Here is a 17,333-nt window from a genome sequence, read left to right as displayed (position 1 = left end):
GCGGTAGGGCGCACTGGACGGGCGGATTGGCGATCAGTCGAGTGGGGCATCACCGTGGGGCAGGACCGGTCGCGCAAGACACGCCGCGGCCCCGGTGGCGACAGAGATCGCGGGTGTACCGGTTGTTCCAGGGAGGGGAAGTGAGTTGCCATGCGTGCGCACCAGCGCGCCCATCGGCCCACCGCCAGGGTGGAGTACGCATTGCCGCAGGAAGCCGCTTCGGCGGGGCGGGCACGGAGGCTGACCTGCGCGTTCCTTGTCAGGCCGCACCGCCGTAAGACCGAATTGACCGCCGAGCGCGTGGACGACGCCGCGCTTGTCGTCTCCGAGCTGGTCTCCAACGCCGTCCAGCACGCGCGCGGCGGCTGCCGCCTGCGCGTGGAGGTCTCCGGCGACCGGGTGATCGTCGAGGTGTACGACACGAGCCCGGTCCGCCCACGCGTGCGCAAACCGAGCAGTGAACGGGAGAGCGGCCGTGGGCTCGCCATGGTGCGCCAGCTCACCCACCGCCTGGAGGTCGTCACCGCGCGCCGCGGCGGCAAGACGGTGCGGGCGGTGCTGGCCTGACCTGACGGACCGCCCGACCTCGGGTCCGCCTGACCTGACGGGACCGCCTGGCCTGACGGGGGCAGCGGACGGACCCGCGCAGCAGGGGGCGCCGACCGCCCGGCGGCCCGGCGGGTGCCGGGAAAAAGTCCGTTGCGGGCACAGGGCGCGGCAGCGGAGAGTGGGCGCATGACGACGACCTCTCTCACGCCGCCGCCCGGTCTGACCGTGCGGGCGGCGACGCCCGGCGACGCGGCTGTGGTGTGCGCGCTGCTCAATGAGGTCGACCTGCTGGAGACAGGCCGTGCCGACACCGAACTGGCCGAGGTGCGCGCCGACTTGAACCACCCCGAGGTGGACCTGGAGCGCGACTCCTGGCTGCTCTTCGAGGGGGAGCGCCTCGTGGGATACGCCCTGCTGTGGGACGAGTCGGGCGGCGAGCGGATCGACGTCGACCACTACGTGCTGCCCGGCCGGCCGCAAGGCGCCCTGCACCTCTTCGACTTGATGGAGGACCGCGCCGCACAGCGCGCCGCGGCCAACGGAGCGGCCCGCGCCGTGCTGCACCTGCACCTCAACACCACGCCCACCATGGACCTTTCGGCGCTGAGCGCACGAGGCTGGCGTACCGTGCGGCGCTATCACGTGATGGCCCGTCACATCGCCGCCGCGAGCGACCCGTTCCCGGAGCCCCCGGCCGGCGTGACGCTGCGGGACTGCTCGGCCGAAGAGGACCGCAGGCGCGCCCACCAACTGCTCCAGGAGTGCTTCACCGAGCACTTCGACTTCCAGCCGCGCAGCTACCCCCAGTGGCTCGACGACATCGACGCCGAGCGCGCCGACTGGTCGCTGATCTGGATCGCCCACGTCGACGGCGTCGGCGACGCGGCCGTGCTGCGCACCCACGACGACCGCCCGTCGATGGCCTGGATCGGCAACCTCGGCGTCCTGCCCGAGGCCCGCGGCCGAGGCATCGGCAGCCACCTGCTGCGCCACGCCTTCGGGCACTACGCGCGGTCGGGCCGCGACCGGATCGGCCTCGGCGTCGACACGGACAACAGCAGCGGCGCGCTCGCCCTCTACGAGCGCCACGGCATGGCCCTCGACCACGCGGTCGACACGTGGGAGCTGATCCGCCCGGTCTGAGACCCACGGGGGTGATCTCGGACCGGGTGCAAGCGCGCCGCCCGCCCCACGGGCGGGCGGCGCGAAGTACCGGCCCCCCAGGGGTCAGCGCAGGGGGCTGCCGAACTGCGCCGCGGTGTTCGGGGCCGCGACGTCCTTGGGGCCGAAGGCGACCGAGCCGGCGGCGGTCAGGCCCGTGGCCGTGCCGCGTAGCGACCACACCGCGCCGGCCCGCGCGTTCTCCGACACGGCGGAAGCGGCGAGATCGGCGTGGCCGTCACCGGTGACGTCGAGCAGCGCGGTGGCCGACCCGAACAGGTCGTCCTTCTCGGCGACGCCCGGGACGCCCGCGGTGTTCTGATGGAAGACCTGGGCCCCGGCGCCGGTGAGGCCGTCGGCGCTGCCCCGCAGCAGGACGACCGAGCCCGCGCCGGCGACGGTGCCGACGTCCTCGCCCACGGCGCCCACCGCCACATCGGCGTATCCGTCGCCCGTCACATCGCCCACGGCCACCGACCTGCCAAAGCTGTCCCCCTCTTCCTCGGCGCCCGGCACGCCCGGCGTGTTCTGGTCGAACTTCTGCGCCGGCTCCTTGAGGCCGTCCGCCGAACCGTAGGAGACGTAGACCCTGGAGTTGTAGTCGGGGTAGTCGGAGTCGCCTCTCACCAGGTCGTCGTAACCATCGCCGTTGATGTCGCCGATGGCCATCGCACCGGAGCCGCCGTGCACCCGTTCGCGCTTGAAGCCCGTGGGCGATCCGTACAGGAGACCCCAGCCCCACTCTCCGTCGCCGGCATAGCGGTCCATGGCGATGTCGTCGTACCCGTCGCCGTTGAGGTCACCGACGGCTTCCGGGGCGACCGGACCCGACAGGCTCCGCGGGCCGTTCTCACACTCCCGGTCCAGGTCCGCGCAGGTGGGGTCGGGGCGCTGGTCGCTGCCCCGGTCCCACTGCGACTTGTCCATGAAGTCGAGGGTCTTGGCCGGTGTCCCGGTGCGCGCGATCGGGCCCTTCCAGAGGCGGGCCGGCTGGGAGGCCGGGTCGTCGCCGTAGGACGGCACCCCGGCGAACAGGGCGAGGTCGGTGGTGCCGTCGCCGTCGAAGTCCCCCGCCTGCGGGGACCGGCCGAAGGTCGCGATCCTGGTGCCGCCGGTCAGGCCGGAGGCGGAACCCCACAGGATCACCGAGCCCTCCGACGCGTCCCTGCCGCCCACGCCGACGACCAGGTCCGCGAAACCGTCGCGGTCCAGGTCGCCCTTGGTGAACGTCGCACCGAAGTGCTGCTTCGCCGTGGCCGCGCCGGGCACCCCGCTCGTGGAGCGGCTGATGACCTTCTTGCGGGCCGGGTCGAGACCGTTCTTCGACCCGTACGTCACCACCACGTACCCCGCCTCGGCCTTGCCGGAGACCGTGCCGCTGGAGGCGCCGACGACGAGGTCGGCGTACCCGTCGCCGTTGAAGTCGTCCGAGGGCTTGGCCGCCACGTCCGCGCGGCCCGCGCCGGCGGCGGCCCCCGCGCTGCCCTGCCCGAGGGCGAGGGCCGAGAGGCCGCCGCCCACGAGCAGGGACGCGGCGACGAGGGGCAGGGTGAGACGGACTGTTCGGCTGCTGCGCGGCATACGACTTCCCTTGGTCAAAGATCGGCTGTGCGGTTCAGACGACCTGTGACCATCCCCGAAGGTTGTACGGCGTTGCGGTGCGGCACTCCCCGCAACCGTCCGATCACTGGGGCACGTTGAGGACGAAGTCGAAGTCGGCCTCCTTGGCGTTCCCGACGGTACGCACGTTCATCAGCAGCCGGGAGTCGAAGATCGGGTCCGTGTTGTTGCGCGGCTCACCGGGGAAATACAGCTGCGTCGTCAGCACCGGCCGCCCCGGGGCCTGCACCTTGACGTGCAGATGGCGGGTGCGGCCGGGGTAGAGGCCGGGCACGACCGTGGTGAGCCGGAACGCGCCGGACGCGTCGGTGTACTGGTGCCCGCGGAAGCGGTACCCCGCGTTGTCGTACGTCCCATAGGTGTCGGCCTGCCAGAAGTCCATGAGGACCTGGGGTATCGGTCGGCAGGAGCGTCCGAAGACGTATCCGGTGACGGTCAGCCGCGTTCCCGGCGTCCCCGGTTGCAGGAGCGAGGTCCGCCGCGGGGAGTTGGGCTTGAAGTACGGGCCTTCCATCTGCGGCGGCGTCGGGTCGTCACCGTCGTCGCAGGACGGTGTCAGCGCCGGTGCCTCGCCCCGCGCGCCCGCGGTGCGGGCCAGGGCGGGCACCCCCATGAGGCTCACGGGGACGGAGATGCCGACCGCCGCGGCGGCTCTCAGCACGGTCTTGCGGCTCGGTCCCTTTGCGGTGCCGGTCTCGTCGTCCATCGCTCCTCCTGAAAGGTGGGGTGGGTTCCGGATCGGCTAAGAAGCTATGCGCGGGAGCGGGGCCGGGCGATGGACTGGAGCCGGTGGTCGTGGTGAATATCGCCGGTGCCGCGCCGGAAGTCCCCGGGGCTCGCGCCGGTCTCGCGGCGGAAGAAGCGGCAGAAGTACGCCGGATCCCCGAACCCGACCCGGGCCGCGACCTGACGCACCGACAACTCCGTGCGCAGCAGCAGGCGTTTGGCCTCGTGCACCCGGGCCTGCCGGATCAGTTCGCCGGGGGTGCGGCCGGTGGACGCCTTCACCGCCTCGCTGAGATAGCTCACCGAGACACCCAGGTGCTCCGCGCAGGTGCGCACCGAGTGCGGGGCGCCCGCCGGGGTGCCGAGCAGGCCCTCGGGGGTGCCGAGCAGCGCCACGAACTCCGCGGCCACCGAGCCGGGCCGTGAGGGCGGCGGCAGGGCGGCGGGCTGCCGCGCGGGCAGCCGCGCGGCGCGCACCACCAGGATGTGCAGCAGGGCCCGCAGCACGCCGGGGAACCCCTCGGCGCCCGTGCGGTACTCGCCGTCCAGTTCGGCGACGAGCCGCGCGGTCCGCTCGGCCGCCTCGTCGGGCAGTTCGAGCCAGGAGCGCTCGGCGAGCCCCCGCAGGAGGTCCCGGTCGGCGGGATGGTCCAGGAGGAAGTCGTCGGTGAAGAGGATGACGTGCCCCGCGAGGCCGGTGACGCCCTCCCAGTGGTGGACCTGACCGGGCGCGATGAAGCAGAGGTTGGGCGGCCGCAGCGCGAAGCCGGTGAGGTCGACGACGTGCCTGCCGGTGCCGCCGGTGACGTGGACGATCTCGTGGAAGGTGTGCCGGTGCGGGAACGGAGCCCGCGCCATCGGACCCATGGTGTCGAACGTGCCGATGGCGAAGGGCAGCGCGTTGGGCATCGGCACCTCCAGGCGGTGCGTCGGCATGCCCGCGCCGGTCGGCTCCCCGCTGTTCCCCTCACCGGGCAAGACCGTTGTGCGCATGCGTACGCTCCTCGTCCCGACGCCGTCCGCCACGGCCGCCACGATGGCACGCGCGGTCACCGCCGGGGAGGGGACGAGCGCTCCGTGGCCGGAACGCGCGTACCCGTATGCCGTACGAAGATCATGCCGACGTCAGGGACGTGTCAGCGCCGCTCGCCACGATCGGACGCGTACGCGCCACAGCGGAACGATACGGAATCAAGCCGCCAGGAGACTGCGACATGCCCGTCGGACCACGCGCACACGCCCGGAACCACAACCCGCCCGGCAGGAACCCCATTTGGGGCGGGCCGGTCCGACGGACGCTTCTCGCGAGCGCCGTCGCCTGCGCCGTATCCCTGACCGTGTCACCCGCCTCACAGGCCACCGCCTCCGCCGGCTGCCAGACGCGCGCCGACGCACGGCACACCGACTGGACGGGGATGCACTTCCTCGGGGACGTGGTGTGTCCGCACAACACCGGCTCGATCCGTGTGCAGTCCACGACCGAGAGTTCGGTCAACGGCCAGATCGCCTTCTCTCCCAGCTGGTTCGTCTGCTGGAAGCGCGGCAGCCCGTACCAGGGAGGGGACATCTGGTACTACACGCAGGGCGACACGGTCTCCGGCAGCAGGACCGCGAAGGGCTGGGGCTACCTCCCGGCCGCCGAACTCGCCTCGGCCACGCACCCGGTGCCGGGCCTCGACCAGTGCACGTGGTCATGAGCGCCCGGGGAAAGCGCCGCACCGCCCTCGCGGGGGCCGCGCTCTGTCTGACCCTCGCCGCCGCGCCGGGCCCGGCCGCCCAGGCGAGTCCGGCCGCGCCCCGCGCCGGGTCGGCCGACGCGGCGGCCACCTGCTCGCTGCGGCAGAACCAGCCGCACAGGGACACCCTGGGCAACGCCTTCAGCCTGGACCTGTACTGCGACAACCTCGTCTCCGACACGTTCGGCCGCCCCGCCTTCAACGCGCCGGTCACCGGCCGCCTCAAGCTCTCGCCGAGCTGGTTCGTGTGCTGGACCGAGGGCGACGCCGCCCCCGACGGGAACAAGGTCTGGTACTACACGCAGGGCGACGAGGTCGTGAGCCTGCCCGGCATCAAGGGCTGGGGCATGGTCCCGGCCCGGGTCGTGGAGACCCAGAAGCACCCCTACCCCGGGCTGCCCCGCTGCCCGTGGTTCTGAGCCGCTCCGCTCGCTTCCCCCACCCACGTACGCCCACCACCGTCCGGGAGAGTTCACCGTGACCTCACACCGACCCGACCGCCCCAGCCGCCCCGACCGGCGCCGCAGCGCCCGTACGCTCGCCGCCACGCTGCTCGGCTGCGCGCTGCTGGCAGGCCCCGCCGTGGCGCTGGCCGGGGCCAGCCCTTCCGCGAAGAGCGGCGCAACGGCCGCGTCCGGCACCGGCGCGCGCGTCCAGCAGGCCACCGGCGGGGAGTGGCGCTACTGCCCCTACACCGGCACCCACCCGGAACTCGGCAAGGGCCACGCGAACGACGCCGTCGGACACCTCCAGTGCATCCTGAACAAGGTCTACGGCTACAAGAGCGTCACCGTCGACAAGATCTTCGGCGACGCCACCCTGGCCGCGGTCAAGAACTTCCAGCAGAGCGTGGGCCTGACCGCCGACGGCTTCGTCGGCCCCAACACCTGGGCGGCGCTGCATCCGTAGGGTGTCTCTGCGGACGGGGCAGGCCCCCCGGGCCGTACACCAGCGGCGCCCCGGTGCCAGAACCTCGTGGAGAGACCCATGCGCGTGATCGCCTTCGACCATCTCGTCCTGAACGTCGCCGACATCGAGCGCTCCCTCGCCTTCTACACCGGCGCGTTGGGGCTGGAACCGGTGCGGGTGGAGGAGTGGCGGGCCGGCAAGGCGCCCTTCCCGTCCGTGCGGGTGAGCCCCACCACCATCATCGACGTCGTCGAGGCGCCCGAGGGGCGGACGGAGGGTTCCAACGTCGACCACATCTGCCTGGTGGTCGAGCCCCTCGACTGGCAGGAGGTCATCGACTCCGGCGTCTTCGAGGTGCTGGACGGCCCCGGCGAGCGCTTCGGCGCCCGGGGCACCGCGCTCTCCCTCTATGTGCGGGACCCGGACGGCAACACCGTGGAGCTGCGCTGGTATCCGCAGGACGCGTGACGCCGGGGCCCGAAACCCGGGCCTTCGTACGCGAGATGTTCGGTCCACCGCCGGATTCCGGCCCACGCGCCGTGACGCGGGCCGGAACGCGGCACGGATGCCGGCCGGCCCGCGTCACGGATGCTGGCCGGGCCCCTGTTCGTAGTGGGCGATCCTGCTGGGGGACAGGTCCGTGGGGTCCTCGCCCGCCTCCAGGAGCGTGTCGGCCGGGCCGATGATGAGCGGGTCCGCCTCGCCCACGGCCTCCTTGTCCTTCGCCTCGTAGTCCATGCGCAGCAACAGGTGCCTGATCGCCTCCAGACGGCCCCGGCGCTTGTCGTTGAACTTGATCACCGACCACGGGGCATGGACCGTGTCCGTCGCCCGGAACATCTCCACCTTGGCCTTGGTGTACGCGTCCCAAAGGTCGAGGGAGGCCAGGTCGGTGGGGGAGAGCTTCCACTGGCGCACGGGATCCACCTGACGGATCGCGAAGCGCGTGCGCTGCTCCGCCTGGGAGACGGAGAGCCAGAACTTGATCAGTACGATCCCGTCATCGGTGAGCATCTTCTCGAAGAGCGGGGCCTGCTGGAGGAACTGGCGGTGCTGCTCCGGGGTGCAGAAGCCCATCACGGGCTCGACGCCTGCGCGGTTGTACCAGGAGCGGTCGAAGAAGACGATCTCCCCGGCCGACGGAAGCTGCGCCACATATCGCTGGAAGTACCACTGGCCCGCCTCGCGCTCCGTGGGCTTGTCCAGCGCCACGACGCGAGCGCCTCGCGGGTTGAGGCGCTCGGTGAAGCGCTTGATGGTGCCGCCCTTGCCCGCCGCGTCCCGGCCCTCGCAGACGATCACGATGCGCTGCCCCTGCTCGCGGACCGTCTTCTGCAGCTTCAGCAGCTCGATCTGGAGGAAACGCTTGCGGCGCTCATAGGCCCCGCGCCGCAGCTTCTCCCGGTAGGGGTAGTTCTCCTGCCACGTCCGCAGCGGCTCCCCCTCTTTGTCGAGCAGCACCGGACGCTCGGGCCGGGCCTCGTCCACCCGCAGCCCGTCCAGCAGGTGCTCGCCCTCGGCCTCCGCCGCCGCTTCTGCCTCCGCCGCGGCCTCAGCCTCGTCCGATGCCACATCGTCTCCTCTCGTCGCGCCGTCGCTCGTCCCCGAGTAAACCTGTGTACCCCCATATCAAGCTGCAACCGCGCGGAGACCGCCCCAACCGGGGCGGCGGGACGCCGGGACGCCCCGCCGGGTGGAAGCGGGTTGTCCGGATCCGGTGGCTGGAGTGCGGCCGTCCGCCTTGGACAATGACATTCCGAGCAACGGCGGGCCGGGGGTGGTAGCTGTGCCGCGCGGAGAACGTCCGCTGGAGGCCGACGGTGGCGAGCTGACCGCGTTCGCGGCCGACCTGCGGAAGATGCGGGAGAAGGCGGGCAGCCCGCCCTACCGGCAGCTGGCGCGCGACGCCCACTACTCGTCGACGACGCTCGCCGACGCGGCGGGCGGCCGCAGGCTGCCGAGTCTGCCGGTCACGCTCGCCTACGTACGGGCCTGCGGCGGGGACGCGACCGCGTGGGAGGCCCGGTGGCACGCCCTCAGCGCCCGGCTCGCCGCCGCCGCGACCGAAGCGGAACCATCCGACGCCGGGGACCGTGAGCAGCGCGGGCCCTACGTGGGGCTCGCCGCGTTCCAGCAGGAGGACGCCGCCTGGTTCTTCGGGCGTGAGCAGCTGACCGACGACCTGGTCCACCGGGTCCGCGCCCACCGCTTCCTCGCCGTCTTCGGCGCCTCGGGGGCGGGGAAGTCCTCGCTGCTGCGCGCCGGTCTGCTGCCGCGCGTCCACGAAGGGTCCGCCACCGAGTGGGCCACCCTCCTCCTCGCGCCCGGCGCCCACCCCCTGGAGGAGTGCGCCGCCCGGCTCGCCGCCGTCAGCGGCGGCTCGGCCACCGCCCTGCACAGGGAGCTGGCGACGGACCCCCGGGCCCTGCACCTCACCGTGCTCAAGGCGCTGGCGGAGCGGTCGTCGCCCGATGCCGAACTCCTGCTGGTGGTCGACCAGTTCGAAGAGGTGTTCACCCTCTGCGCCGACGCCGACGAACGCGCCCGGTTCATCGCCGCGCTGCTCACCGCGGCCCAGGCCGCCAACAGCCGCACCCGCGTCGTCCTGGGCGTGCGGGCCGACTTCTACGCGCGCTGCGCCCAGCACCCCGACCTCGTCGAGGCCCTGCGCGACGCCCAGTTGCTCGTCGGGCCGATGACCACCGACGAGCTGCGCCGCGCGATCAGCAGGCCCGCGGCCCGCGCCGACTGCACCGTGGAGGGGGCGCTCCTCGCCCGTGTCATCGCCGACGCCACCGGCAGGGCCACGGTGCTGCCGCTGGTCTCCCACGCGCTGCGCGAGACCTGGCGGCGCCGCCGCGGCAGCACCCTCACCCTGGCCGGGTACGAGGCCGCGGGCGGCATCCGGCACGCCCTCGCCCAGACCGCGGAGGCGGTGCACGCCGGGCTCACCGACGAGCAGCGGCACCTGGCCCGTACCGTCCTGCTGCGCCTCGTGGCGATCGGTGAGGACGCGGACGCCACCAGACGCCGCCTGGCCCGCGCCGACCTGGACTCCCTGAGCGAGGACCGGGCCGGCGTCGAGGCGGTCGTCGACGCGCTGGCCCGCGCCCGGCTGATCACCCTGGACACCGACACCGTCGAACTGACCCACGAGGCGCTGCTGCACGCCTGGCCACGGCTGCGGCACTGGATCGACGAGGACCGGGCGGGGCTGCTGCTGCACCAGCGGCTCGGCGAGGCGGCCGCCGACTGGGACCGTGAGGGCCGGGACCCGGGCGCGCTGTACCGCGGCACGCGGCTGGCGGCGGCCGAGGAGCACTTCGCGCCCGAGAGCACCCTGACCGCGCTGGAACGGGACTTCCTGGCCGCGAGCACCGCGGCCCGCGACCGCGAGCGGCGCGCCGCGGCCCGCACCACGCGGCGCCTGCGCCGGTTCACCGTCACCCTCTCCGTGCTGCTCGTCATCGCCCTCGTCTCGGGCCTGATCGCCTGGGACCAGTACCGGACCAGTGAGGGCCACCGTCGCGAGGCCGTCGCCGAACAGCGCAGCGCCCTGTCCCGCCAGCTCGCGGCCCAGGCGTCGATCCTCCTCGCCGACGAGTCCGACCTGGCCTCGCTCCTGGCCGTCTACGCCTACCGGATCCGCCCCACCGCCGAGGCCACCACCAGCCTCCTGGCCGCGGCCTCGCGCCCTCTCCAGCAGCGGCTCACCGGCCACAAGGGCGAAGTGGGTTCGGTGGCCATCAGCAGGGACGGCCGCACGGTGGCGAGCGGCGGTCACGACGGCACGGTACGGCTGTGGAACACGGCCACCGACCGGGCGCGCGCCACCCTCAAGGGGCACAAGGGGGTGGTGAACTCGGTCGCGTTGAGCCCCGACGGCCGCACGGTGGTGAGCGGCGGTCACGACGGGACCGTACGGCTGTGGGACACGCGGACCGGCGAGCAGCGGGCCGTGCTGACGGAACACCAGGGCATGGTGCGGTCGGTCGCGTTCAGCCCGGACGGCCGCACGGTGGCGAGCGGGGGGCGCAACGGCACGGTACGGCTGTGGAACATGGCGAGCGGCGAGCACATGCGACCGCTGACGGGACATCGGGGTGTCGTGCGGACGGTGGCGTTCAGCCCCGACGGCGACACGCTCGCCGGTGGGGGCGAGGACGGCACCGTGCGGCTGTGGAACCCGCACACCGGCAGGACGCGCACCACGCTGGACGGGCACAAGGGGCCCGTCAACGCGGTGGCGTTCAGCCCGGACGGCCGCACCGTCGCCACCGGCGGCCGCGACGGCGCGGTGAAACTGTGGAACAAGAAGACCGGCGAGGACCGCGTGACCCTCACCGAACACGGGCGTGACGCCGAGTCCGTGGCGTTCAGCCCCGACGGCCGCATGGTCGTCAGCGGCGGCCTCGACGGGACCGTACGGCTGTGGGACACGGCGGCCGGGGAGCGGCGTGCCGTGCTCAGCGGGCAGGGCGGCGGGGTGCGGTCCGTCGCGTTCAGCCAGGACGGCAGCACGGTGGTCGGCGGGGGGCGCGACGGGACCGTACGGCTGTGGGCCGTCGCCACCGGCAAGGCGCGCATCACGGTGAGCGGGCCCCGGGGCGCGGTGAACACGGTGGCGTTCAGCCCGGACGGCCGCAGGGTCGCCGGTGCCGGGGACGACGGGACGGTACGGCTGCGGGACGCGGTGACCGGCAGGGTGCGCACCACGCTCGACGGGCACGAGGGGGCCGTGCGGTCGGTGGCGTTCAGTCCGGACGGCGGCACGGTCGTCAGCGGGGGGAGCGAGGGGACCGTACGGCTGTGGGACACGGTCACGGGGGAGCAGCGGGATGTGCTGAGGGCTCATCAGGAAGGCGTGCAGTCGGTGGCGTTCAGTCCGGACGGCCGTACGGTCGCCAGTGGGGGACGCGAGGGGACCGTACGGCTGTGGGACGCGGCGACCGGTGAGCGGCGCAAGGTGCTGACGGGGCATCGGCGAGCCGTGGCGTCGGTCGCGTTCAGTCCCGACGGACGCACCCTGGCCAGTGGGGGGCTCGACGGCACGCTGCGCCTGTGGGACACGGCCACCGGCGAGGCCCGGGGGGTCCGCGGCGCCCGTGGCGCTCCCGGTGTCCGCGGCGGAGCCAAGTCCCCCCTGCGGTCGGTGTCCTTCGCCCCGGCCGGGAACACCGTCGCCGGTGGCAGCGACGACGGCATAGTGCGACTGTGGGACGCGGCGACAGGACGCGCCCGGGGCGAGCTGACCGGAGTCCGGCGCGGCGCACAGGCGGTGGCCTTCAGCCCCGACGGCCGCACGGTCGCCAGCAGCGGCCGTGACGGGGTGGTGCGGCTGTGGGACGCCTCCACCCGCCTGCAGAAGGCCATGCTGCCCGGCCACGCGGACCCGGTCCGGACGGTGGCGTTCAGCCCGGACGGCCGCACCGTCGCCAGCGGCGGCGACGACGGCGCGCTGCGCCTGTGGGACGTGCTCCTCAGCGCCGACGAGGCGATCAGCAGGATCTGCCGGTCCCTGCGCAGGGACCTCAGCCCCGAGGAGCGCGCCCGGTATCTGCACGACCCCTACCAGCAGTCACCGCGCCGGGCGTGCACGCGCTGAGGCGGCCGACAGGAGCGGTCCGGACACCGGAGGTTGTCCGGCGCTTGTTGTCCGGTGCCGGGTCCCCGGCGCCGGACAACCGAGGGCCGGTAGACAACGAGACGTCGACCACTTGGCGGCCGTGTCCGGGAACAAGGAGCCAGCAAGGAGCCAGCAGCGACCATGACGTCTCTGACCAGCACCTCCAGCAGGACCGCGCCCTCGGCTGCCCCGACGCCGCCGCGCCGCGGACGGTTCTGGCGCTCGCCGCCGGACCAGCCGCGCTGGGCCCGGCCGGGACTCCTGGGGATCGCCGCGCTCGCCGCGCTGCTCTACGCCTGGAACATCACCAGCAGCGGGTTCGCCCCGTACTACTCCCTGGCCGCCCGCAGCATGTCCGAGAGCTGGAAGGCGTTCCTTTTTACCACCGTCGACCCCGCCGCGACCCTCACCATGGACAAGATCGGCGGCTTCCTGTGGCCGCAGGCCCTGTCGGCACGGATCTTCGGCTTCCACGACTGGGCCCTGACCCTGCCGCAGTGCGTCATGGGCGTGATCTCCGTGCTGGTGATGTACCGGCTGGTACGCCGCTGGCAGGGGCCCGCCGCCGGGCTGCTCGCCTCCGGCCTGCTCACGGTCACGCCCGTGGCGGCCTCGATGTTCGGCCACGCGATGCCGGACGGTTCACTCACCATGTGCCTGGTGCTCGCCGCCGACCAGTATCAGAAGGCGGTCGGCACCGCCCGGCTCAGGCCGCTGCTGCTGAGCGCTTTGTGGATCGGCATCGGCTTCCAGATGAAGATGATGGAGGCCTGGATCGCCGTCCCCGCCTTCTTCGTCGGATACCTGGTGGCGGCTCCGGCGCACATGAAGCAGCGCCTCGGCCGGCTGGCGGTGGCGGGCGTGGTGCTCTTCTCGGTGTCGCTGTCGTGGGTGGCCCTGCTCACCTTCACTCCGGCGGACAGCCGCCCCTACGTGGACGGTTCGACCAACAACAGCGCCGCCGCGATGGTCTTCGGCTACAACGGCTTCAACCGCGTACACGCCGGGCTGATCGATGGCGGAGCGGTCGCGTCCGGCGCCGCGCACGGAGCGTCCGCGTCCGGTCATGGCGACGGAGGCGGCGACGGAGGCGGCAACAAGGACGGTGCACGGAGCGCGCCGACGGCCCCGCCCGCGAGCAGTGGGCCGGGGCAGCCCGGGAGCGGCCAGGAGAAGGGGGGCGCCGAGAAGGGAGGCGCCGGGCGGCAGCCGACGACGGCCGCACCGTCCGGCGCGCCTCCCGGCGGCACGGGTGGTGGCACGGATGGCGGGGCTCCCGAAGAGGGGCAGCAGGGGCGTGAGGGGCAGTCCGAAGGCGGGCAGCAGGGGCGAGCCGAAGGCGGGCAGCAAGGACAGCAGGGGCAGCAGGGGCATCCCGGTGGCACCTGGGGGCCTTCGAAGCCCATTTCCGACGCCTCCCTCTGGCTCAAGCTCCTGCGCAACCCCCTGGCCCCGCAGATCGGCTGGCTCTATCCGCTCGCCGTGATCGCCCTGGTCATGGGCCTCGCGACGTACCGCGGGAGCGTCCGCACCCATCCGGCCCGCGCGGGATTCCTGATGTGGGGCAGCTGGCTGGTCACGGCGGCCTTCGTGCTCAGCGCCCTCGGCGACCTCTTCCACACCGCCTACCTGTCCATCCTCGCGCCTCCGATCGCCGCGCTGGCCGCCGCCGGGACCGTCGCCCTGTGGCGCGCGCACCGAGTCTCGCCCGGTGGCCGAAGGGCCTGGGTGCTGCCCGCGGCCATCACCCTCGAAGTCGCCTGGACGGTCCATCTGGCCTACGACTACACGGACTTCGCTCCTTGGCTCATCCCTCTCGTCGCCGTGGCCACGCTCGTCGCCGTCCTGGCCCTCGGCTTCCCGCCGGGGAACGTCCGCCGGGCCGGGATCGTCGGGCTGCTGGCGGGGTGTGTGGCCATGTTCGCCGCGCCGACGGCATGGTCCCTGTCCGTGCTGAACGAGCGTTACGCGGGCTCGGCGTTCGACGCGTCGGCCGGTCCGCGCCCCGACAGCGCGGGCACCGGGAGGCTCTTCGGGCGGGGCACGAGCACCTCGCTGACCGCCGCGGAGAGCAAGCTCCTCGCCTACGTGCAGAAGCACAAGGGCGACGCGGAATACGCCATGTCCGCCGAGACAGCGATGGGTGCGGCCCCGTACATCTATGCCAAGGTCGTGCCCGTCCTTCCCGTCGCCGGCATGCACGGCGACGCCCTCTCGCTCGCCGAGTACCAGGAACTCGTCGCCACCGGTGACGTCAGGTTCGCGCTGGCCAGCGAGGCGGGAGCGAAGAACTCGAAGATCAGCGCATGGGTGAGGTCGGCATGCGCCGAGGTCGATCCCGCGACCTACGGCGCCGAGGGTCGCGCCGGTGAGGGGCGCTCGCCGACGCTTTACCACTGTGCCGCGGACGACGCGGTGGGCGCGGCGGACGCGACGGACGCGGGCAAGCCCTGACCTGCGTACGACGCTTCATCATGAGACCAAGGGGCCAAAAGACCGGGGGACACGGGGGACACGGGGGACACGGGGGAAACGGGGGAGCGGCGGCCGTCCCGGCCAACACCGGGGCGGCCGCCACGATGTCACCGACGCACCGACGCACCGACGCACCGACGCACCGACGCACCACGCCCCGACGCCGCCCGCGTCAGCCAGCGCGCCCCGACGCCGCCCGCGTCAGCCAGCGCCCCACGCCACCCGGTCAGCCAGCGCACCCCCACGCCACCCGCGCCACCGGCGCGCCCCACGCCATCCGGTCAGCCGGCGCGTCCTCGCGCTGACCGCTCGGCCGGTGCCGCCAGGCGGAAGCCCACGCCGATCTCCGTCAAGTCCCGCTCGTAGACGCCGTGTCGGCGGGCGCACCGGGCCAGATCCCGGTCGTGGCGGAAGGCTCCGCCCCGGGTGACGTGCGGATCGTACGCCCAGTCCTCGACGCTCGGCACGTCGTCGGGAGCGCCCGGGTAGGGGGCGTACAGCGTGGAGGTCCACTCGTCGGCGTTGCCCGCCATGTCCAGCACTCCGAACGGGCTCGCGCCCTCGGGGAACGAACCGACCGGCGTCGTGGTGCCGATGCCGAGGTCCACCAGATTTGCCAGTCCCGTGCGGTACTCCGCGCCCCAGGGGAACTCCCGGCCGTCGTCGCCCCGGGCGGCGCGCTCCCACTCGTCCTCCGTGGGCAGTCGCACCTCTTGGCCGCCGAGCCGCTCCCCGAGCCACCGGCAGTAGGCCGTCGCCGCCTCCCAGGTGACCCCGACGACCGGGTGGTCCGCGGGCGCCCGCGGAATCGGCCTGTCGGTGGCCGCCGCGAAGAGCGTCCACTGGCCGACCGTGACCGGGGTGCGGGCGATCCGGAACGCCGGGAGGCGGATCTCCGTGCGCGGGGCCTCCTTCCTATACCACTCCACCGGTACGCCGGTGTCGGCATAGCGGCGCGCCACCTCCGGGATCTCGTCGGCCGGGGTGCCCCGGCGCAGCAACCCGGCCGGGATCTCGACCCAGTCCGCCGGCTCTACCTGCCCCACCTGCTCTACCTGCCCCGCCTGCCCCACCTGCGTGACCTGCTCCCTCTGCATGGCTTCTCCTCGGTTCGATTCAGTGCGCGCCGGCCGGAGTCATTGCGGCAAGTGCGCGTTGGGCGCCCGCGCCGCTTCGGCGTGTTGCTCGATCTCCGCCAGGCACACACCGGAGGCCCGCAGCAGTCCGGCCCCGTCGGCCGCGACAACGAACGTGTCGGGCTCGCGCCAGGCCGTCACCACCCGCCGGAGACCTGAGTCGATGATCAGCCGCGCGCACGAGCGGGGACGCGACGCACGCTTGGCGCAGGGTTCCAGACTGCTGTAGATCGTCGCTCCGCGCAGTCGCGGATCGCCCGCCACCTTGGCGAGCGCGGCCTCCTCGGCATGCACGCGCGAGTCGCCGCCCTCGCGGGAGTGGCCCTGGGCGAGCCTCTCCCCGTCGGCCGCGACGATGACCGCGCCGACCGAGAACGCGCTCCGCGAAGGCGGGCACAGGGCGGCCAGTTCACAGGCCTCCGCGAGCCAGGCCAGGTCCGCCGCGGTGGCCCTTTCGTCGGTGCCGGGGCGCCGGTTCAGCGCGTACCGGAGCAGGACCACGTCACCGATCCGCCGGGTGTCGACCAGGGTGTGCCGGTGCGGCGGGCCGCCCGGATAGGGGCCGGGCCCCAGCATGCGCGGCGCGTCGGCCTGCCCCACGAGCAGTGGTGCGACGACGAGTTGCAGCTCGTCGGCCAAGCCCTGCCGCAGCAGCTGGGTGTGGATCTGCCCGCCGCCCTCCACCATCAGCCGCCGCACTCCGAGCGTGTGGAGGTGGTCCAGTACGGCTTCCCAAGTGCCGCTGCCCGTCACCTCGTACACCTCGGCGAGGTCGCCCAGGGCCGCCACGGCTCTGCGCCGGGCCTCGGCGCCGACCGCGTACACGGCCTTGGGCCCGCCGTGGTGCCAGAACCGCCAGGCCCGATCGAGGTCGCCGCTCCGGGTGATGGTGACCTTCAAGGGGTGCTCGTGCAAGGGGTGCTCGCGCAAGGGGTGCTCGCGCGGGGCCCGCGCACGCACGCGCAGACGGGGATCGTCGGCGCGGAGCGTCCCCGCCCCCACCAGGACGGCGTCACTGGAGGCACGTTCCGAGACGACTCGCTCGAAGTCCTCCTCGCCGGACAGCAGCAGCCTGCCCTCACCGGGGCGGGTGTCGAGGCAGCCGTCCAACGACACGGCAGCCGAGAGAAGGACGTGAGGCCGGGCCATGAAACGCAGCTCCTTTCCGGAAGCGGAATCGGCAACTTATTGAAGGGTTGTTTTAAAAGGTTGTTGTAAAAGGTCCTGGTGGTTGTCCGAGTTGTTCAGAACTGCGCCCCTGGCGGTCGGTTCGTAAGGCGGCGGATCACCTTAGAGTCGTCCAACTGGCCGGTCAACCAGCCTGGTTCCGCTGTGGAGTTGTTCGATGTTCAAGGTTGACAAGACGTTGAGACGGGGTGCTAGGTTTCGGGGCGC

Annotated in this window: 13 protein-coding genes and 1 pseudogene; 8 read left to right on the top strand and 6 right to left on the bottom strand. The window is 73.1% G+C overall.

The window, feature by feature from the left end; genetic code table 11:
• Positions 1-150 precede the first annotated feature (150 nt).
• A complete protein-coding gene (locus DMA15_RS04635) occupies positions 151-567 on the top strand; it encodes an ATP-binding protein (RefSeq protein ID WP_240659676.1) in 417 nt (138 codons plus the stop codon).
• A 168-nt stretch (positions 568-735) separates the two neighbouring features.
• The gene (locus DMA15_RS04630) at positions 736-1,692 is read left to right on the top strand and encodes a GNAT family N-acetyltransferase (RefSeq protein WP_125511391.1); all 957 of its coding nucleotides are present in this window, start codon (positions 736-738) and stop codon (positions 1,690-1,692) included.
• Between the two features lie 84 nt (positions 1,693-1,776).
• Here DMA15_RS04630 and DMA15_RS04625 read toward each other — a convergent pair whose 3' ends face one another.
• The 3 genes and pseudogenes from DMA15_RS04625 to DMA15_RS04615 form a co-directional block, all read right to left on the bottom strand.
• On the bottom strand, positions 1,777-3,291 hold the full coding sequence (locus tag DMA15_RS04625) for an FG-GAP-like repeat-containing protein (protein ID WP_125511390.1): 1,515 nt from the start codon (positions 3,289-3,291) through the stop codon (positions 1,777-1,779).
• Between the two features lie 106 nt (positions 3,292-3,397).
• Positions 3,398-4,036, bottom strand: a pseudogene (locus tag DMA15_RS04620) (dioxygenase); the annotation flags it as partial.
• Positions 4,037-4,080: 44 nt separating this feature from the next.
• Positions 4,081-5,049, bottom strand: a complete 969-nt coding sequence (locus tag DMA15_RS04615) for an AraC family transcriptional regulator (RefSeq protein WP_125511388.1) — start codon at positions 5,047-5,049, stop codon at positions 4,081-4,083.
• A gap of 221 nt (positions 5,050-5,270) precedes the next feature.
• Here DMA15_RS04615 and DMA15_RS04610 point away from each other — a divergent pair, with 221 nt between their 5' ends.
• The 4 genes from DMA15_RS04610 (at position 5,271) to DMA15_RS04595 (ending at position 7,169) form a co-directional block, all read left to right on the top strand.
• Complete coding sequence (locus DMA15_RS04610) at positions 5,271-5,753, top strand: hypothetical protein (protein ID WP_125511387.1); 483 nt, start codon at positions 5,271-5,273, stop codon at positions 5,751-5,753.
• The gene (locus DMA15_RS04605) at positions 5,750-6,211 is read left to right on the top strand and encodes a hypothetical protein (RefSeq protein WP_125511386.1); all 462 of its coding nucleotides are present in this window, start codon (positions 5,750-5,752) and stop codon (positions 6,209-6,211) included. Before DMA15_RS04610 ends, DMA15_RS04605 begins: the two co-directional genes overlap by 4 nt.
• A gap of 58 nt (positions 6,212-6,269) precedes the next feature.
• The gene (locus tag DMA15_RS04600) at positions 6,270-6,701 is read left to right on the top strand and encodes a peptidoglycan-binding domain-containing protein (RefSeq protein ID WP_125511385.1); all 432 of its coding nucleotides are present in this window, start codon (positions 6,270-6,272) and stop codon (positions 6,699-6,701) included.
• A gap of 78 nt (positions 6,702-6,779) precedes the next feature.
• Entirely contained in the window at positions 6,780-7,169 is a 390-nt protein-coding gene (locus tag DMA15_RS04595; protein WP_125511384.1) for a VOC family protein, read from the top strand.
• A gap of 114 nt (positions 7,170-7,283) precedes the next feature.
• On the opposite strand, the gene ppk2 is transcribed toward DMA15_RS04595, so the two are convergent.
• Complete coding sequence (gene ppk2 / locus DMA15_RS04590) at positions 7,284-8,207, bottom strand: polyphosphate kinase 2 (protein WP_240660158.1); 924 nt, start codon at positions 8,205-8,207, stop codon at positions 7,284-7,286.
• Positions 8,208-8,487: 280 nt separating this feature from the next.
• On the opposite strand from ppk2, the gene DMA15_RS04585 reads away from it, so the two are divergent.
• Complete coding sequence (locus tag DMA15_RS04585) at positions 8,488-12,306, top strand: WD40 repeat domain-containing protein (RefSeq protein ID WP_240659675.1); 3,819 nt, start codon at positions 8,488-8,490, stop codon at positions 12,304-12,306.
• A 162-nt stretch (positions 12,307-12,468) separates the two neighbouring features.
• Positions 12,469-14,781, top strand: coding sequence for a glycosyltransferase family 39 protein (locus DMA15_RS37000; RefSeq protein ID WP_206302659.1), 2,313 nt, complete (start codon positions 12,469-12,471; stop codon positions 14,779-14,781).
• A gap of 302 nt (positions 14,782-15,083) precedes the next feature.
• Here DMA15_RS37000 and DMA15_RS04575 read toward each other — a convergent pair whose 3' ends face one another.
• Together DMA15_RS04575 and DMA15_RS04570 are read right to left on the bottom strand one after the other, a co-directional pair.
• The gene (locus tag DMA15_RS04575; RefSeq protein ID WP_125511382.1) at positions 15,084-15,899 is read right to left on the bottom strand and encodes a formylglycine-generating enzyme family protein; all 816 of its coding nucleotides are present in this window, start codon (positions 15,897-15,899) and stop codon (positions 15,084-15,086) included.
• A gap of 39 nt (positions 15,900-15,938) precedes the next feature.
• Positions 15,939-17,087: a dihydrofolate reductase family protein gene (locus DMA15_RS04570; protein ID WP_125511381.1), complete on the bottom strand. Its 1,149-nt coding sequence runs from the start codon at positions 17,085-17,087 to the stop codon at positions 15,939-15,941.
• Positions 17,088-17,333 lie beyond the last annotated feature (246 nt).

Source organism: Streptomyces sp. WAC 01529, from assembly GCF_003945545.1.
GTDB classification, from domain to species: domain Bacteria; phylum Actinomycetota; class Actinomycetes; order Streptomycetales; family Streptomycetaceae; genus Streptomyces; species Streptomyces anatolicus.
Note: the sequence above shows the minus strand (reverse complement) of the source record. Positions and strands in the feature narration are given on the sequence as shown.

Coding starts and splice junctions, on each gene's coding strand:
- DMA15_RS04635 (WP_240659676.1), top strand. CDS start 151: ATGCGTGCGCACCAGCGCGCCCATCGGCCCACCGCCAGGGTGGAGTAC.
- DMA15_RS04630 (WP_125511391.1), top strand. CDS start 736: ATGACGACGACCTCTCTCACGCCGCCGCCCGGTCTGACCGTGCGGGCG.
- DMA15_RS04625 (WP_125511390.1), bottom strand. CDS start 3,291: ATGCCGCGCAGCAGCCGAACAGTCCGTCTCACCCTGCCCCTCGTCGCC.
- DMA15_RS04615 (WP_125511388.1), bottom strand. CDS start 5,049: ATGCGCACAACGGTCTTGCCCGGTGAGGGGAACAGCGGGGAGCCGACC.
- DMA15_RS04610 (WP_125511387.1), top strand. CDS start 5,271: ATGCCCGTCGGACCACGCGCACACGCCCGGAACCACAACCCGCCCGGC.
- DMA15_RS04605 (WP_125511386.1), top strand. CDS start 5,750: ATGAGCGCCCGGGGAAAGCGCCGCACCGCCCTCGCGGGGGCCGCGCTC.
- DMA15_RS04595 (WP_125511384.1), top strand. CDS start 6,780: ATGCGCGTGATCGCCTTCGACCATCTCGTCCTGAACGTCGCCGACATC.
- DMA15_RS37000 (WP_206302659.1), top strand. CDS start 12,469: ATGACGTCTCTGACCAGCACCTCCAGCAGGACCGCGCCCTCGGCTGCC.
- DMA15_RS04575 (WP_125511382.1), bottom strand. CDS start 15,899: ATGCAGAGGGAGCAGGTCACGCAGGTGGGGCAGGCGGGGCAGGTAGAG.
- DMA15_RS04570 (WP_125511381.1), bottom strand. CDS start 17,087: ATGGCCCGGCCTCACGTCCTTCTCTCGGCTGCCGTGTCGTTGGACGGC.